This is a genomic window from Burkholderia sp. AU16482 (assembly GCF_002223285.1).
GTDB classification, from domain to species: domain Bacteria; phylum Pseudomonadota; class Gammaproteobacteria; order Burkholderiales; family Burkholderiaceae; genus Burkholderia; species Burkholderia semiarida.
This window is the reverse complement of record NZ_NKEY01000009.1, coordinates 225,594-240,653: the sequence shown is the minus strand read 5'-3', so window position 1 is coordinate 240,653 and position 15,060 is coordinate 225,594. Positions and strand designations below refer to the sequence as shown.

Here is a 15,060-nt window from a genome sequence, read left to right as displayed (position 1 = left end):
TGCAACCCGCCCTCGCCTTCGCCGGCCCCATGGCGCGCATCGGCTGCGGTGCGGGCGCGGTCGGACGTCACCGGTTCGCACCCGCGCCGCGTGTTGCATCGCGTGTTGCATCGCGTGTTGCGCCCCGTTTCGCGCCCCGTTTGCCGGCGGCCGGCACCATGCGCGCCGATGTCGCACCGCGTGCCGTTCGCACGCCGTCGGTTCCCGCCCCCTTCCACCGCCAGCCGCACACGCCGCGCACGCCCGCGCCGCCGCGCGCTTGCCCGTCTGTACTCCTTGCCGCCGAATCGCGCGCCCATGTGAGGGTGCAATTCACGGTCGGCCCGGCCAGGAACTGTGTCTTGGATGGCCCACGCCGATTCGTTATTTTGAACGCAGTCGAAGCGATGCCGCGGGCTCCTCGCGGCACTCGCGCTTCCCGCCCCGACCGCGACCGTGCGCCACGCCGGCGCGCGCCATGCGACCGCACGGGTGCGGCGCGCGCGCCGCCGCGGTGCACGCCGTGCACGTGCGGTCGGGACGCGCGAGCGCCGCACCGCATCGGGCCGCACCTTCGACCCACCTTCACCGACAGGAGCCAGACCACCATGCCCGCACTTTGCGATATCTGCCACGCGCGGCCGGCCGTTGCGCGCGCAACCGTGATGCAGGACGGCGAGCGCAAGACGATCTCGATCTGCGATTACCATTTCCGTCAACTGATGCGGCATCAGAGCATGCTGAATCCGTTCGATTCGCTGCTGGGCGGAGGCGGACCGTCGTCGCTGTTCGGCGGGCTCGGCGACGAATCGCCGCTCGCCGCCGAGATTCCGCGCGAATCGGTCGACCCGACCGACGCGTTCAGCGAACAGACGCTCGAACTGCTGCAGCGCGCGGCCGAGAAGGCGCATGAATTGCGCCGCGGCGAACTCGATTCCGAGCATCTGCTGTACGCGCTCGCGGACACCGACGTCTGCGCCGCGCTGCTGAAGGAACTGAAGCTGTCACCGGACGACATCAAGTCGTACATCGACGCGCATGCACACACCGGCACGGCCGCCCCCGATGCGCCGCTCGACAAGCTGTCGATCTCGCCGCGCGTGAAGAAGGCCGTGCAGTATGCGTTCCAGGCGTCGCGCGATCTCGGCCACTCGTATATCGGCCCCGAGCACCTGCTGATCGGGCTCGCGGCGGTGCCGGACAGTGTCGCCGGCACGTTGCTGAAGAAATACGGCGTGACGCCCGAGGCGCTGCGCCAGAAGGTCGTGAAGGTGGTCGGCAAGGGCGCCGAGGACGGCCGCGTCGATGCGCCGACCGGCACGCCGAACCTCGACAAGTTCGGCCGCGACCTCACCGCGATCGCGCGCCAGGGCAAGCTCGATCCGGTGCTCGGCCGCGCGCAGGAAATCGAGAGCACGATCGAGGTGCTCGCCCGCCGCAAGAAGAACAACCCGGTGCTGATCGGCGAGCCGGGCGTCGGCAAGACCGCGATCGTCGAAGGCCTCGCGCAGCGCATCGTCAACGGCGACGTGCCCGAAGTGCTGCGCGACAAGCGGCTCGTCGAAGTCAACATCAACTCGATGGTGGCCGGCGCGAAGTATCGCGGCGAATTCGAGGAACGCGCGAAGCAGCTGATCGACGAGGTGACCGCGAAGCAGGACGAACTGATCCTGTTCATCGACGAGCTGCACACGATCGTCGGCGCGGGCCAGGGCGGCGGCGAAGGCGGCCTCGACATCGCGAACGTGCTGAAGCCCGCGCTCGCGCGCGGCGAGCTGAGCCTGATCGGCGCGACGACGCTCAACGAATACCAGAAGTACATCGAGAAGGACGCCGCGCTCGAACGCCGCTTCCAGCCGGTGTTCGTGCCGGAGCCGAGCGTCGAGCAGACGATCGTGATCCTGCGCGGGCTGCGCGACAGCCTCGAGGCGCACCACCAGGTGACGTTCGCCGACGACGCGTTCGTCGCGGCCGCCGAGTTCGCCGACCGCTACATCACGTCGCGCTTCCTGCCCGACAAGGCGATCGACCTGATCGACCAGGCCGCCGCGCGCGTGCGGATCGGCGCGACGTCGCGCCCGGTCGACATTCAGGAAGGCGAAGCGCAGATCGCGCAACTGAAGCGCGAGCAGGATTATGCGACGTCGCGCAAGCGCTTCGACGAAGCGAAACAGTTCGAAGAGCAGATCAACGCGAAGCAAAAGGCCGTCGACGAGATGATGGAGGCGTGGCAGCGCAAGACCGGCTCGGAAACGCTCGAAGTGACCGTCGAATCGGTGGCCGAGGTCGTGTCGCGGCTGACCGGCATCCCCGTATCCGAGCTCACGCAGGAAGAACGCCAGAAGCTGCTGAAGATGGAAGAGCAGCTGCGCGAGCGCGTGGTCGGCCAGAGCGATGCGGTGGTCGCCGTCAGCGATGCCGTGCGGCTGTCGCGCGCGGGGCTCGGCCAGACGCACCGGCCGATCGCGACGTTCCTGTTCCTCGGGCCGACGGGCGTCGGCAAGACCGAACTCGCGAAGGCGCTGGCCGAGACCGTGTTCGGCGACGAGCAGGCGATCATCCGCATCGACATGTCCGAATACATGGAGCGGCATGCGGTCGCGCGGCTGATCGGCGCGCCGCCCGGCTACGTCGGCTACGACGAAGGCGGCCAGCTCACCGAGCGCGTGCGGCGCCGCCCGTACAGCGTGATCCTGCTCGACGAGATCGAGAAGGCGCATCCGGACGTCTACAACGTGCTGCTGCAGGTGTTCGACGACGGGCGTCTCACCGACGGCAAGGGCCGCGTGGTCGATTTCAGCAACACGATCATCATCGCGACCAGCAACCTCGGCGCGGCGATCATCATGGACAACCTCACGCAGCCGGAAGCCGCGCGCAAGACCGACAAGGCGATCCGCGACGAACTGATGCAGGTGCTCAAAGGGCATTTCCGCCCCGAGTTCCTGAACCGGATCGACGAGGTGATCGTGTTCCACGCGCTGTCGAAGGAGAACATCCGCGCGATCGTGCAGATCCAGCTCGACCGCGTGGTGCGCACGGCCGCCGCGCAGGACATCACGCTCGTGATGGGCGACTCGCTCGTCGAGCACCTGACCGAAGCCGGCTACCAGCCGGAGTTCGGCGCGCGCGAACTGAAGCGCCAGATCCGCCAGACGATCGAGACGCGGCTCGCGAAGGAGATCCTCGCCGACCGGCTGAAGTCGGGCGACAAGTGCGAGGTCGACTACGACAAGGACAGCGACGAAGTGACGTTCAACAAGCTCGCCGCGCCTGAAGCGAGGGAAGCGAAGGAAGCGAAAGAGGCGAAGGACGCCGACGGCAAGGCCAAGCCAAACGGCAAGGCCGCCAAGGCGGCAACAGATGCGAAGCCGGAAGATACACCCGCGGACGCCCCACCGCCTGCCGCGAAGCGGTCGGGCAAGAAATCGTCCGGCGCGAAGAAGGACGCGCACTAAAAAAACGCATGCCCCGCCACCCGAGGCACGCATGATCGGCTCCGTCCGCCGGACGGAGTCGCCCCACGCCGCGACACGGCGCAACCGAGCCACCCGCATCGGGCCCGGCTATTGGAGATTCACCATGACAAATCGACGCGAAGTGCCAGGCATCAGGAAATACGACGGGCCCGCCGGCGGTTGGGGCGCGCTTCGCGCGACAGCCGATGCGGTGCGCACGCAGATGGAAACCATCGAGGCGCCGATCGTGCTGATGCGGACCAACCAGCCCGACGGCTTCGACTGTCCCGGCTGTGCGTGGCCGGACAAGGAACACAAGTCGACGTTCCAGTTCTGCGAGAACGGCGCGAAGGCCGTCACGTGGGAAGCGACGACCAAGCGCGTGACGCCCGAGTTCTTCGCGGCGAACACCGTGTCGTCGCTGCTGCGCATGTCGGACTACGAACTGGAGAACATGGGCCGGCTCACGCATCCGCTCGCCTACGACCGCGCGACCGACACGTTCCGCGCGATCGAATGGGACGACGCCTTCGCGCGCATCGGCGAAGTGCTGCGCGCGCTGCCGCCCGAGCAGGTCGAGTTCTACACGTCCGGCCGCGCGTCGAACGAAGCCGCGTACCTGTACCAGTTGTTCGCGCGCGAGCTCGGCACCAACAACTTCCCCGATTGCTCGAACATGTGTCACGAGCCGACCAGCGTCGGCCTGCCGCAGTCGATCGGCATCGGCAAGGGCACCGTGTCGCTGGAGGATTTCGACCACTGCGAGCTGATCATCTCGATCGGCCACAATCCCGGCACGAACCATCCGCGGATGATGGGCACGCTGCACGAGTGCGCGCGCCGCAACGTACCGATCATCGTGTTCAACCCGCTGCGCGAGCGCGCGCTCGAGCGCTTCGCCGATCCGCAGGACATGATCGAGATGGCGTCGTTCGGCTCGACGCGGATCGCGTCGACGTACTACCAGGTCGACGCGGGCGGCGACGCGGCCGCGCTGAAGGGCATCATGAAGGCGCTGCTGAAGCTCGAAGCCGAGCAAGGCGGCGTGCTCGACCGCGACTTCATCGCGCAGCACACCAACGGCTTCGATGCGTTCTCGGCCGACCTCGAAGCGACGTCGTGGGACGACATCGAGCGCGCGAGCGGCCTGAGCCAGGCGCAGCTCGAACAGGTCGCGCTCGCGTACGCGAAGTCGAACGCGACGATCATCACGTACGGGATGGGCGTCACGCAGCACAACAAGGGCACGGCCACCGTGCGCCTGATCGCCGACCTGCTGCTGATGCGCGGCAACATCGGCAAGCCGGGCGCCGGCGTGTGCCCGCTGCGCGGCCATTCGAACGTGCAGGGCAACCGCACCGTCGGCATCACCGAGAAGCCGTCGGCCGAATTCCTGAAGAAGATCGAGGACGTGTGCGGCTTCACGCCGCCCGCGCAGCACGGGCACGACGCGGTACAGGCGATGCAGGCGATGATCGACGGCACCGCGAAGGCGCTGCTGTGCCTCGGCGGCAACTTCGCGGTCGCGCTGCCCGATCCCGAGCTGTCGTTCCCCGCGATGGCGAAGCTCGACCTGAGCGTGCATCTCGGCACGAAGCTGAACCGTTCGCATCTGCTGGTCGGCAAGGAAACCTTCATCCTGCCGGTGCTCGGCCGCACCGAGCTCGACATGCAGGCCACCGGCCCGCAGTCGATCACGGTCGAGGATTCGATGTCGATGGTCCACGCGTCGGCCGGCAAGCTCAAGCCTGCGTCGGACCAGTTGCGCTCGGAGCCCGCGATCGTCGCCGGCATCGCGCACGCGACGCTGCCGAACAGCAAGGTCGCGTGGCTCGACCTGATCGCCGACTACGACCGCATCCGCGACCTGATCGACAAGACGGTATCCGGCTTCGAGGCGTTCAACGAGCGGATCCGCACGCCGGGCGGCTTCCGCCTGCCGCTGCCGCCCACCGAGCGCGTATGGCCGACGCCGACCGGCAAGGCGATGTTCTCGGTCTACAAGGGCGTGAAGGAGGACGCGGACGTGCTCGGCGCCGAGCAGGTGCTGCGTCTCATCACGCTGCGCAGCCACGATCAGTACAACACGACGATCTACGGTCTCGACGATCGCTATCGCGGCGTGTTCGGCCGGCGTGACGTGCTGTTCATGAACGCGGCCGATCTCGACAAGTACGGGCTCGAGCACGGCGACCTCGTCGACATCGAGACGGTCACCGCGTCGGGCCGCACACTGCGCCTCGAGAAGATCACCGCGATCGAGTACGACATCGCGCCGGGCTCGGTCGGTGCGTACTATCCGGAAGCGAACGTGCTCGTGCCGCTCGACTACATCGACAAGGAAAGCGGCACGCCGTCGTACAAGTCGGTGCCGGTGCGCGTCGCGCGCTCGGCGGTGGTCTGATCCGCGGGCGGGCGGGGTCGCGGCACACGCCGCGCCCTTCGGCCCGCCTGCCGCCCTGCTCCTCGGCCTCGCGGCCGCCGCGTCGCTACCGATGCAGCGGCCGTTTCATTCGATCGCGTCGAACGACGCCGCGTTTACCGCGCCGCCGTCGGCGGCAGATGCGCCGCGCCCTGCCGGCGCCGGTACGCGCTGTCGCGCGTCGCGAGCCAGTAGTACAGCGGCGAGGTGAGCAGCAGGCCCACGAGCCACGACAGGTCCGCGCCGCCCAGATGCGCGGGAATCGGGCCCGCATACATCGGCGTGTTCATGAACGGAATCTGCACGACGATGCCGATCGCATACGCGAGCAGCGCCTGCGGGTTGAAGCGGCCGTACACGCCGCCATCGGCCATGAAGATCGACTGAATATCGTACTTGCCCTTGTGGATCACGTAGAAGTCGATCAGGTTGATCGCCGTCCACGGCACCAGCACCACCAGCAGCGCAAGCACCAGATCGACGAGGTTGCCGACGAAGTTCGTCGACGCGCCGATCGCCGCATAGCAGCACGCGACGAAGATCACGACCGATACCACCGCGCGCGCCTTCGCGGTCGGAATCCACTTGTACGCGAACGTCTGCACCGACGTGATCACCGCGAGCACCGCGCCGTACAGGTTCAGCGCGTTGTGGCTGATCACGCTCAGCAGGAACAGCACGAGCATCAGCGGGCCGAGCGGGCCCGTCGCCTGCTTGACCGCATCCATCGTGTCCGCGCCGGCGGGCACCGCGAGCACCGCGACCGCGCCGAAGATGAACGCGAGCGTCGAGCCGATCGTGCAGCCGAGATAGGTCGCCCAGAACGTCGACGCGACACCGACGTCCTCCGGCAGATAGCGCGAATAGTCCGACACGTACGGCGCGAACGCGATCTGCCACAGCGCCGACAGCGACACCGTCGCGAGCCAGCCCGCGAAGTCGAAACCGCCGCGCGTGAGGAAATCGGCCGTGCTCACGTGCGAGAGGATCATCCAGAAGCCGACGGCGATGCCGATGCCGAGCACCCACGTGCCGATGCGGTTCAGGATGTGGATGAACCGGTAACCGACGATCCCGATCAGCCCGGAGCCGACCGCACCGATCACGATGCCGACGGGCACCGGCACCGACGGTGCGATGCCGTGCACCGACTTGCCGGCGAGCACGATGTTCGACGCGAAGAAACCGACATACATCACCGCCGCGATCACCGTGACGAGCAGCGCGCCCCACGAGCCGAACTGCGCGCGGCTCTGGATCATCTGCGGGATGCCCATCTGCGGCCCCTGCGCCGAATGCAGGGCCATCAGCACGCCGCCGACCGCCTGGCCCACGACGATCGCGACGATGCCCCACATCAGGTTCAGGTGGAACAGCTGCACGCCGAGCGCGCCGGTCACGATCGGCAGCGGCGCGATGTTGCCGCCGAACCAGAGCGTGAACAGGTCGCGCACCTTGCCGTGGCGCTCCGTGGGCGGCACGTAGCCGATCGTGTGTTTCTCTATCATCGGGGACGCATTGCGTTCCGCGTTCGTCATGGTGACGCCTCCTGTCGTGCGCGGCGATGCGCGCGGGCCGTTTTCGCCGGTGCGCGCCGGGATGCGCGCCTGCAATCGGGTCCGGATGCGCGATGCGCGGCAGACGGGGGCGGATGACGCCCGCCGGCGTACGCGGCCTCGTCGCGATCCAGGTTGGAGACGATGGTGCGCCACGGGGGTGGGGACCGGAAAATACTAAAAATATTTTCGGGATATACGAAAAAGCTCTGCAGCGGAATGTTCGGCGCCGGACGACTTCGGGTAAGGTGCCAGGGTCTGTTTCCCTATGGAACGCACGTGCGCCCGCGGCGGCACGCCGGGGCCGGGCATCAGAGGTGCTTGTGGCTCACTACACTTTGCGGCAACTGAAATACTTCGTCACGACGGTCGAATCCGGCAGCGTCGCCGAGGCGTCGCGCCAGCTCTTCATCGCGCAGCCGTCGATTTCCAGCGCGATCAAGGGGCTCGAGGAAAGCTTCGGCGTGAAGCTGTTCATTCGCCATCACGCGCAGGGCGTGTCGCTGACGCCGAGCGGCACGCGCTTCTACCGGAAAGCGCAGGAACTGCTGCGCATCGCGCACGAGTTCGAACAGAACGCGCTCGCCGACAACGACGTGGTCACCGGGCAGATCGACATCGGCTGCTTCGAGACCGTCGCGCCGCTCTATCTGCCGCAACTGATCGCCGGCTTTCGCGAGCGCTACCCGGGCGTGAACATCCGGCTGCGCGACGGCGACCAGCAGGAACTCGTGCAGGGGCTGACGTCGGGCACGTTCGACCTCGCTCTGATGTACGACCACGATCTGGACGGCACGATCGAAACCGAGCCGCTGATGCCGCCACAGCAGCCGTACGTGCTGCTGCCGGAGCACCATCGGTTCGCGGGCCAGACGCACGTGTCGCTACGCGACCTGTGCGTCGAGCCGATGATCCTGCTCGACGTGCAGCCGAGCCGCACGTACTTCGTCAGTCTGTTTCATGAACTCGGGCTCACGCCGAACATCGTGTTCGGCTCGCCGTCGATCGAGATGGTGCGCGGGATGGTCGGCCAGGGATTCGGCTTCTCGCTGCTCGTCACGCGTCCGCACTCCGAATACACGTACGACGGCCAGCGCGTCGTGACGATCGCGCTCAGCGAAACGGTGAGCCCGTCGGGGCTCGTGAGTGCGCGGCTGAAGCGCGGCCAGCTCACGAAGCAGGCGCAGTCATTCGTCGACTTCTGCCGCGAGCGGCTCGCGCAGATCGTCGCTCGAGCGGCGCGGTAAGCGCCGCGATCGCAAACAGGAACGGGAACAAGCAAACGCACGCGCCGCACGATGCGATGCGTGCGTGTCGGCCGCCGGTTCAGCCGGCGCAAGCGAGATATGCGGCGAGGCGCGCCATCATCGCGTCGCATCCGTGCAGTTGTTCGAGCGTGACGAACTCGTCGGGCTTGTGCCCCTGATCCATGCTGCCGGGCCCGCACACGACGGTCGGAATGCCGGCCTGCCCGAACAGGCCGCCCTCGGTGCCGAACGCCACCGTGCCGAACGCGTCGGACCCACTCAACGTCGCGAGCAGGCGCGCGGCATCGCTGTCCGGCGCGGTCGCCAGCCCCGGATACGCACCGAGCGGCTGCAGCCGGATGTCGGTATCGGGCTGCACCGCGCGCATCTTCGGCAACAGTTCGGATTCCGCATAGTCCTGCAGCGTTCTCGGCACGTCGTGCGCATCGAAATCGGGCAGCGCCCGCACCTCGAAATCGAATTCGCATTCGGCCGGCACGATGTTCAGCGCGCGGCCGCCCTTGATCAGCCCCGTCTGCACGGTCGAGAACGGCGGATCGAAACGGCTGTCGTGCCGGTCGGGCCGCGCGAGCGCCGCGCCGATCTCGCCGAGCCGGCCGATCAGCTTCGCCGCGTAGTCGATTGCGTTGACACCGAGCGGCGCATACGCCGAGTGGCACGCCGCGCCCTTCACGTGGCACCGCATCGCGAGCTTGCCTTTGTGGCCGAGCACCGGCTTGAGCTCGGTCGGCTCGCCGATCACGCATACGCGCGGGCGGTGCGCACGCTTGGCCAACTCGGCGAGCATCGGCCGCACGCCGACGCAACCGATTTCCTCGTCGTACGAGAACGCGAGATGCACCGGTTCACGCGACTGCCGCGCGACGAACGCCGGCACGGCCGCGAGCACCGACGCGATGAAACCCTTCATGTCGGCCGTGCCGCGGCCGTACAGGCGGCCGTCGCGCTCGGTCAGCCGGAACGGCTCGACCGTCCACGCCTGCCCGTCGACCGGCACGACGTCGGTATGGCCTGACAGCGCCACGCCGCCGCGCACGTACGGGCCGATCGTCGCGTACAGGCTCGCCTTTGTGCGGTCCGCGTTGTGGAACAGCTCGCTCGCCACGCCAAAGCCCGCGAGATAGTCGCGGATGAAGCCGATCATCTCGAGGTTCGAATCGCGGCTGACCGTCGCGAACGCGATCAGCCGTTCGAGCAACGCGCGGCTCGACGTGTCATTCATCGCCCGGCACTCCGTAGCTCGGCGCGGCGGTCGGGTCCAGCGCGCGCGTCTGGTAGTCCTGCATCTGCGGCCGATACGCACGCCATAGCGCATCGAGCTGCCCGATCGGGTCGGTATCGGCCCAGTCGACGCGCAGGTCGACGATCGGCCAGACCACGTCGCCGGCCACCTTCAACGCGGCCGAATGCACGGGCCCCGCCTCGCCGCCGGCTACCATCGCCGCGTGCATCGCGGCCAGCAGACGATCGGCGAGCAAGCCGGACGCCTGCTCGAACGCGCGCACCATCGCGCCGATCACGTCGGGCGAAGCCAGCAGGTTGCCGGCCGCCACGCATTGCTCGCCGCGCACCGCGTGGTGCGTGCCGAGCGCTTCCTTACCGGTGAAACACGCCGTTTGCCCCTGCCCGTCGATCACCGTGACCTGCCGGTACTGGCTCCAGCCGTTCGCGCTCAGCGCGCGGTCGAGCGCGGCGGCGGGCGCGAGCTGCTCGTGCTCGATCAGGTCCAGCGTCTGCGGCCCAAGGGCCGGCAGCGTGACGTTCTGCGTCGCGACCGCGCCGACGCCCGCGCGCACCCACGGGCAGCGTGCGCCCACCGCGATGCTCGACGAGCTGATCGCGATACCGAGCTGGCCCGTCTCCGGGCAACGCCCGACGATGGAGAAAGTCATGTCGCCTCCTGTGCGCGGTTCGGCTGCCCGTTGTCGGGAATCACCGCAATCACGTCGATCTCCATCAGCCATTGCGGCTGGCCGAGCGCCGAGACGACGAGCCCCGTCGAGATCGGATAGACGCCCTTCAGCCACTTGCCGACTTCCTGGTACACGGGTTCGCGATAACGCGGGTCGATCAGGTAGGTCGTCGTCTTCACGATGTGCGTGAGGTCGCTGCCGGCTTCCTCGAGCAACTGCTTGACGTTCTTCATCGCCTGCTCCGCCTGCGCGCGTGCATCGCCGAGGCCGATCAGGTTGCCGCCGAAATCGGTGCCGACCTGGCCGCGCACGTAGACGGTGTTGCCGGCGCGCACCGCCTGGCACAGGTCGTTGTCGAGCGTCTGGTTCGGGTAGGTATCCTTCGTGTTGAACATGCGGATACGCGTATGGGTAGGCTGGCTCATCGAAGTCCTTCGAGTGTCGGTATGATCGCCCGCCGCGCCGGAAGCGGTCGCGGCGCGGCGGAATGGGTCGGGAGGTCAGTTCGCCGCTTCGGCGAGCGCGTTGGCTTCGGGCCGTGCCGCGTGCGCGGCCGCGCAGTGCTGCGCCGCGTCGTGGTACGCGAGGTACTTGCGCTGCGTGACGATGTGATCGGCGATGTGCTTCGCGTCGTGCCACACGCCCCAGATGAAGCTGGAGCCGCGCCGCGACAGCCACGGCAGGCCAAGGAAATAGATGCCCGGCTCCTTCGACACGCCGCGCTGGTGCTGCGGCTTGCCGTTCGGCGCGAATGCGTCGACGTTCAGCCAGCCGTAGTCGACCGCATAGCCGGTCGCCCACACGATCGACGTGACGCCGGCGGCGGCGAGATCGAGCGAGAGGAGCGGATGCGCGACGCATGCCGGGTCAGGCAGGATGCGGCGGGCTTCCGGTTCTTCCGGCAGGTCGAGGCCGTTGCGGGCCACGTAGGCGTCGGCCGCGTCGAGCAGTGACAGGTAGTTCTCGTCGCCACGCGCGAGATTGATCGCGAGATCGCGTTCGAAAGTGGCCACGCCACCGTCGAACGCCTTGGTCAGCCCGACCAGCGTCACGCCCTGATTCGCGAGCGCGCGGAAATCGACCGTGTGGCCGCCGCGCGCGCCGCTCACCGCGATCGTCACGTGTTCGCGGCCCGGGGTCGCGACTTCCTTGTCCCATTCGCCGAGCACGCCGAGCCACCAGCAGAAGTCGCGGCCGCGATATGCGCGCGGCGGGCGATCGTGCGGCCCGACCGACAGATAGACCTGCCGGCCGGCGCGCTGCAGTTCGTCGGCGATCTGCACGCCCGACGAGCCGGCACCGACCACCAGCACCGCGCCTTCCGGAAGCTGGCCCGGGTTGCGATAGTCAGCGGAATGGATCTGCACGACGCGCGCGTCGTCCGGTGCGATCGGCGGAATCACCGGGCGCTGGAACGGGCCGGTGGCGACCACCACGCGATTCGCGTCGATCGTGCCGTCGGATGTCTCGACGACGAAGCCGGGCTTGCCGGTGTTGCGCACGACGCTCTTCACTTCGACGCCGGTCCGGATCGGCGCGTTGAATTTGCGCGCATACGCTTCGAAGTAGTCGGCGACCTGGTCTTTCGATGCGAACGCATCGGGCGCGAGGCCGTCGAATTCGAGCCCCGGGAAACGGTCGTGCCACGCGGGGCCGTTCGCGACCAGCGAATCCCAGCGCCCCGTGCGCCAGCGCTCGGCGATGCGGCTGCGCTCCAGCACGAGATGGGGCACCCCCAGCTTGCCCAGATGCTCGCTCATCGCGATGCCGGCCTGCCCGGCGCCGACGACGAGCGTATCGATTGAAGTTGTTTCGACTGCCACGGCTGTCTCCTTCTGAAGTGCGGCTCGGTGCGACGCGCGTGCTGTCGCGTGAGCTGGAATGGAGACATTCTGCTGACACGCCGCCGGGGGCGAAATGATGATTTTTGTTGGTGTTGACGAGAAAAAAGCTGGGGACGGCCTGGACGGCCGGCCGTACCGGCGCGCAGCGCCGATACCGTCGAACGACACTGCACCGGCGCCTACCTGCATGGCGGGCGCCGGCTTCAGCCGATCGTTTCGGCTACACGTTGGTCCATGCGCCAGTGCCGTGCTGATACTGCATCACGCCGCCGTGGAGCCGCACCCGCAGGTTGCCGTCCGGCACCTGCACCCATTCGGTCATGTCGAGACTCATCATCAACGCGACGAAGAAATCCTGCAGCTCTTGCGACGTGCTGGCCTGCCAGAGATCGATGCGCCCGAGGCACGCGCGCATGTTGCCCTGCTGCTGCATGATTGTCTCGACCTGTCCGGCAACGTCCGCCGCCGGATCGTAGACATTCGTGCCGTCGGGGCTCACGATCGACAGATGAATGCCGCGCACCAACGTCGGTTGACCCGGCGTTTGCTCGACGAGCGCGATGCAGCTCGTCATCGCGCCGAAATCGATTTCCGCCGCATCTCCCCATTTGCGCTCGCCAACCCCCAGCGGCGCGGGACCGTTTACGTTCTGAATGATGTAGGACATGGATTCCTCGCATGACTGGACAACACTGCCGGTAGCAGGCCGCGACGTATTCGACGAAGAACGCGCGTCGCGCCTGCCGCTCACATCCCGTCCGGCCCGACGGCCCGGCGGGTCGTGTCGATCGATGCCGGTCGAGCACGCCGCACCGTCGTCGGCGTGCTGGGCGCGGCCTGCGATGGCATCGTCATGCGCCGCTGGCGCGCCCTACGTGCCCTTCTTGTCCAGCAGCGCCTGATACCTCTGCAGGCTCTCGTCGATCTTGTCGAGCGCGACGCTCGCGGCTTCTCCTTCGATCGCCTCCGCGGCGCCGGCGACGATCGCCGCGGTCGCGACGAACAAGTCCGTCAACAGCAGGCCCACCGCATCCATCGCCATGCCTTTCACGTTCTCGTCGATGGTCTTCTGCGCCAGGTCCTTCATCAACACGCTCTTGCCCGCGATCGCCAGCGACGTCGTCGCCTCGAAGTAGTTGGCCGCCGCCTGCGCGACCATGCCGCCCGCCTGCGTGATCATCATGTTCGGGCCGACGGCGATCTGCGTCGTCGCGTAGGACGCCGCCTCCGCGTTGATCGCCTGCACGGTCTGCAGCGCCGACGAGGCGGCCCCGGTGGCCCCCGCGATCTGGTCCGGCGCCTTCAGCGCGTCGGTGAACCTGCGCTGCCGGTTGACCGGCCACGTGCGCGTGCCGGCTGTCGAAGCCGTGGCTTGCGATGCGACATCGGCCGCCGTCGTTGCTTCGGCCGCGGCGGCCGCGCCATCGTCCGGCGCCGGCGTCGCGCCGTCGCCGCGTCCGCCCAAAAGACCTTTCATGTTCATGATTCAGGTATCCCGAGAGTCATCGCGTACTAATGCGTGGAACCCGTCTTCGGCGCGCCCGCCTCCGGCTGCGACGCGCCGCCCGAGGCCGGCTTCGGCGACGCTTCGACGGACAGGATCATGGCCACGGCCTTCGACACCACGGCGTTCGAAATCTGGTTCAGCGCGGCCTGCTGCTGCGTCATGTTCTGCGCCGAGATGCCGACGGCCTGGCTGAACATCTGGTAAAGCATGCCCAGCGCCTGGGCCGGCGATCCCGCCACGACGTTGACGTTGGTCTGCGTCACCGCGTCGGTAATCTGCTCATTGACTGTGTCTGCCACGAGGCCTCCTCGGATCTCGGCTCCGGCATGCGGTTGAAGGAACGGGCGGGCCGGCAGGCCATCGACGCCGCGCATGCCGTTAGGAACGCTGCGTGCCGGCATTCGTGAACGCGCTCACGCGAGTTCCTCGCGCAACTTCTTGCGCAGCAGCTCGACGCGTTTTCTGGCGAGCGGCTCGTTGATCCCGAGCGTCGCGGCGATGTGCAGATAGGGCCGGTCCTCCTCGAACTTCAGCGTGAACAGCATCTGCTGCTGCGGGGAAAGCATCGACAGCGCCTGTTCGAGACGCAGCAGCTGTTGCCGCAGCAGCAGTTGCTGCTCCACCGACGGCGCGTGGCCGGCGAGCTCGACGGCGTGATCGTCGTCCCAGCCCGAGTCGAATTCGAGCATGCCGCTTTCGCGCACACGGCGGCGCGCGCCATCGAGGAACGCGTGATTCAGCGCCAGAAAGAGAAAGCCCGTCAGATTCCGCACGCGCTCGGGCGAGCGCTGCAGGTAAATGTGGACCTTGAGCGCGGTATCGGAAAGCAGTTCGTCGGCGCGGTGAATATCACCCTTGCACAACAGGCGCGCACGGCGCCGCAATTTCCCCTGCATTTCCCGCCATGCGCGGTCGAGCTGCTGCGCCGGAGACTCGGGCGCCGAGGCAGCGTGCTGGTTCGAGGTTGTCATCCCGTGTCTTCCTTTTTTTATGGAAAACACAGAATCGATTCGACGCCGGGAATGGCGCTGTTACCCGCGTAACACCGATATAACGATAATCGGGCGCAGTAAATTATCTTGATTATTATGAACGGAAATTTTAATTAGCCGG

General features: G+C 67.4%; 12 protein-coding genes. 3 read left to right on the top strand and 9 right to left on the bottom strand.

The annotated features are described in order from the left end of the window. Positions 1-587 precede the first annotated feature (587 nt). Together CFB35_RS31560 and CFB35_RS31555 are read left to right on the top strand one after the other, a co-directional pair. Positions 588-3,437: an ATP-dependent Clp protease ATP-binding subunit gene (locus CFB35_RS31560; protein ID WP_089466110.1), complete on the top strand. Its 2,850-nt coding sequence runs from the start codon at positions 588-590 to the stop codon at positions 3,435-3,437. A gap of 124 nt (positions 3,438-3,561) precedes the next feature. Beyond that, positions 3,562-5,841 (top strand): FdhF/YdeP family oxidoreductase, encoded by a 2,280-nt coding sequence (locus CFB35_RS31555; RefSeq protein ID WP_059642818.1) that lies wholly within the window; start codon positions 3,562-3,564, stop codon positions 5,839-5,841. Positions 5,842-5,975: 134 nt separating this feature from the next. On the opposite strand, the gene CFB35_RS31550 is transcribed toward CFB35_RS31555, so the two are convergent. Beyond that, a complete protein-coding gene (locus CFB35_RS31550) occupies positions 5,976-7,397 on the bottom strand; it encodes a cytosine permease (RefSeq protein WP_059642907.1) in 1,422 nt (473 codons plus the stop codon). Positions 7,398-7,738: 341 nt separating this feature from the next. Here CFB35_RS31550 and CFB35_RS31540 point away from each other — a divergent pair, with 341 nt between their 5' ends. Further along, a complete protein-coding gene (locus CFB35_RS31540) occupies positions 7,739-8,662 on the top strand; it encodes a LysR substrate-binding domain-containing protein (protein ID WP_089466108.1) in 924 nt (307 codons plus the stop codon). A 79-nt stretch (positions 8,663-8,741) separates the two neighbouring features. Here the strand turns inward: CFB35_RS31540 and argE are convergent, their stop codons facing one another. The 8 genes from argE to CFB35_RS31500 all read right to left on the bottom strand — a co-directional run bounded on the left by argE (position 8,742) and on the right by CFB35_RS31500 (position 14,918). Further along, the gene (argE, locus tag CFB35_RS31535; protein ID WP_089466107.1) at positions 8,742-9,905 is read right to left on the bottom strand and encodes an acetylornithine deacetylase; all 1,164 of its coding nucleotides are present in this window, start codon (positions 9,903-9,905) and stop codon (positions 8,742-8,744) included. Continuing rightward, a complete protein-coding gene (locus CFB35_RS31530) occupies positions 9,898-10,575 on the bottom strand; it encodes a DUF1028 domain-containing protein (RefSeq protein ID WP_059642824.1) in 678 nt (225 codons plus the stop codon). The genes argE and CFB35_RS31530 overlap by 8 nt, the downstream gene beginning before the upstream one ends. Continuing rightward, on the bottom strand, positions 10,572-11,021 hold the full coding sequence (locus tag CFB35_RS31525; RefSeq protein ID WP_059574963.1) for a RidA family protein: 450 nt from the start codon (positions 11,019-11,021) through the stop codon (positions 10,572-10,574). Before CFB35_RS31525 ends, CFB35_RS31530 begins: the two co-directional genes overlap by 4 nt. A gap of 75 nt (positions 11,022-11,096) precedes the next feature. After that, positions 11,097-12,419 (bottom strand): NAD(P)/FAD-dependent oxidoreductase, encoded by a 1,323-nt coding sequence (locus CFB35_RS31520; protein WP_089466106.1) that lies wholly within the window; start codon positions 12,417-12,419, stop codon positions 11,097-11,099. A 241-nt stretch (positions 12,420-12,660) separates the two neighbouring features. Beyond that, positions 12,661-13,107: a hypothetical protein gene (locus CFB35_RS31515; RefSeq protein WP_059574959.1), complete on the bottom strand. Its 447-nt coding sequence runs from the start codon at positions 13,105-13,107 to the stop codon at positions 12,661-12,663. Between the two features lie 204 nt (positions 13,108-13,311). Next, positions 13,312-13,917 (bottom strand): hypothetical protein, encoded by a 606-nt coding sequence (locus CFB35_RS31510; protein ID WP_230951133.1) that lies wholly within the window; start codon positions 13,915-13,917, stop codon positions 13,312-13,314. A gap of 35 nt (positions 13,918-13,952) precedes the next feature. Continuing rightward, entirely contained in the window at positions 13,953-14,246 is a 294-nt protein-coding gene (locus CFB35_RS31505; RefSeq protein WP_059574955.1) for a RebB family R body protein, read from the bottom strand. A 114-nt stretch (positions 14,247-14,360) separates the two neighbouring features. Further along, positions 14,361-14,918, bottom strand: coding sequence for an RNA polymerase sigma factor (locus CFB35_RS31500; RefSeq protein ID WP_059574953.1), 558 nt, complete (start codon positions 14,916-14,918; stop codon positions 14,361-14,363). Positions 14,919-15,060 lie beyond the last annotated feature (142 nt).

Bases quoted from the DNA above. Each gene is read 5' to 3' on its own strand.
- CFB35_RS31560 (WP_089466110.1), top strand. From the start codon at position 588: ATGCCCGCACTTTGCGATATCTGCCACGCGCGGCCGGCCGTTGCGCGC.
- CFB35_RS31555 (WP_059642818.1), top strand. From the start codon at position 3,562: ATGACAAATCGACGCGAAGTGCCAGGCATCAGGAAATACGACGGGCCC.
- CFB35_RS31550 (WP_059642907.1), bottom strand. From the start codon at position 7,397: ATGACGAACGCGGAACGCAATGCGTCCCCGATGATAGAGAAACACACG.
- argE (WP_089466107.1), bottom strand. From the start codon at position 9,905: ATGAATGACACGTCGAGCCGCGCGTTGCTCGAACGGCTGATCGCGTTC.
- CFB35_RS31530 (WP_059642824.1), bottom strand. From the start codon at position 10,575: ATGACTTTCTCCATCGTCGGGCGTTGCCCGGAGACGGGCCAGCTCGGT.
- CFB35_RS31525 (WP_059574963.1), bottom strand. From the start codon at position 11,021: ATGAGCCAGCCTACCCATACGCGTATCCGCATGTTCAACACGAAGGAT.
- CFB35_RS31515 (WP_059574959.1), bottom strand. From the start codon at position 13,107: ATGTCCTACATCATTCAGAACGTAAACGGTCCCGCGCCGCTGGGGGTT.
- CFB35_RS31510 (WP_230951133.1), bottom strand. From the start codon at position 13,917: ATGAAAGGTCTTTTGGGCGGACGCGGCGACGGCGCGACGCCGGCGCCG.
- CFB35_RS31500 (WP_059574953.1), bottom strand. From the start codon at position 14,918: ATGACAACCTCGAACCAGCACGCTGCCTCGGCGCCCGAGTCTCCGGCG.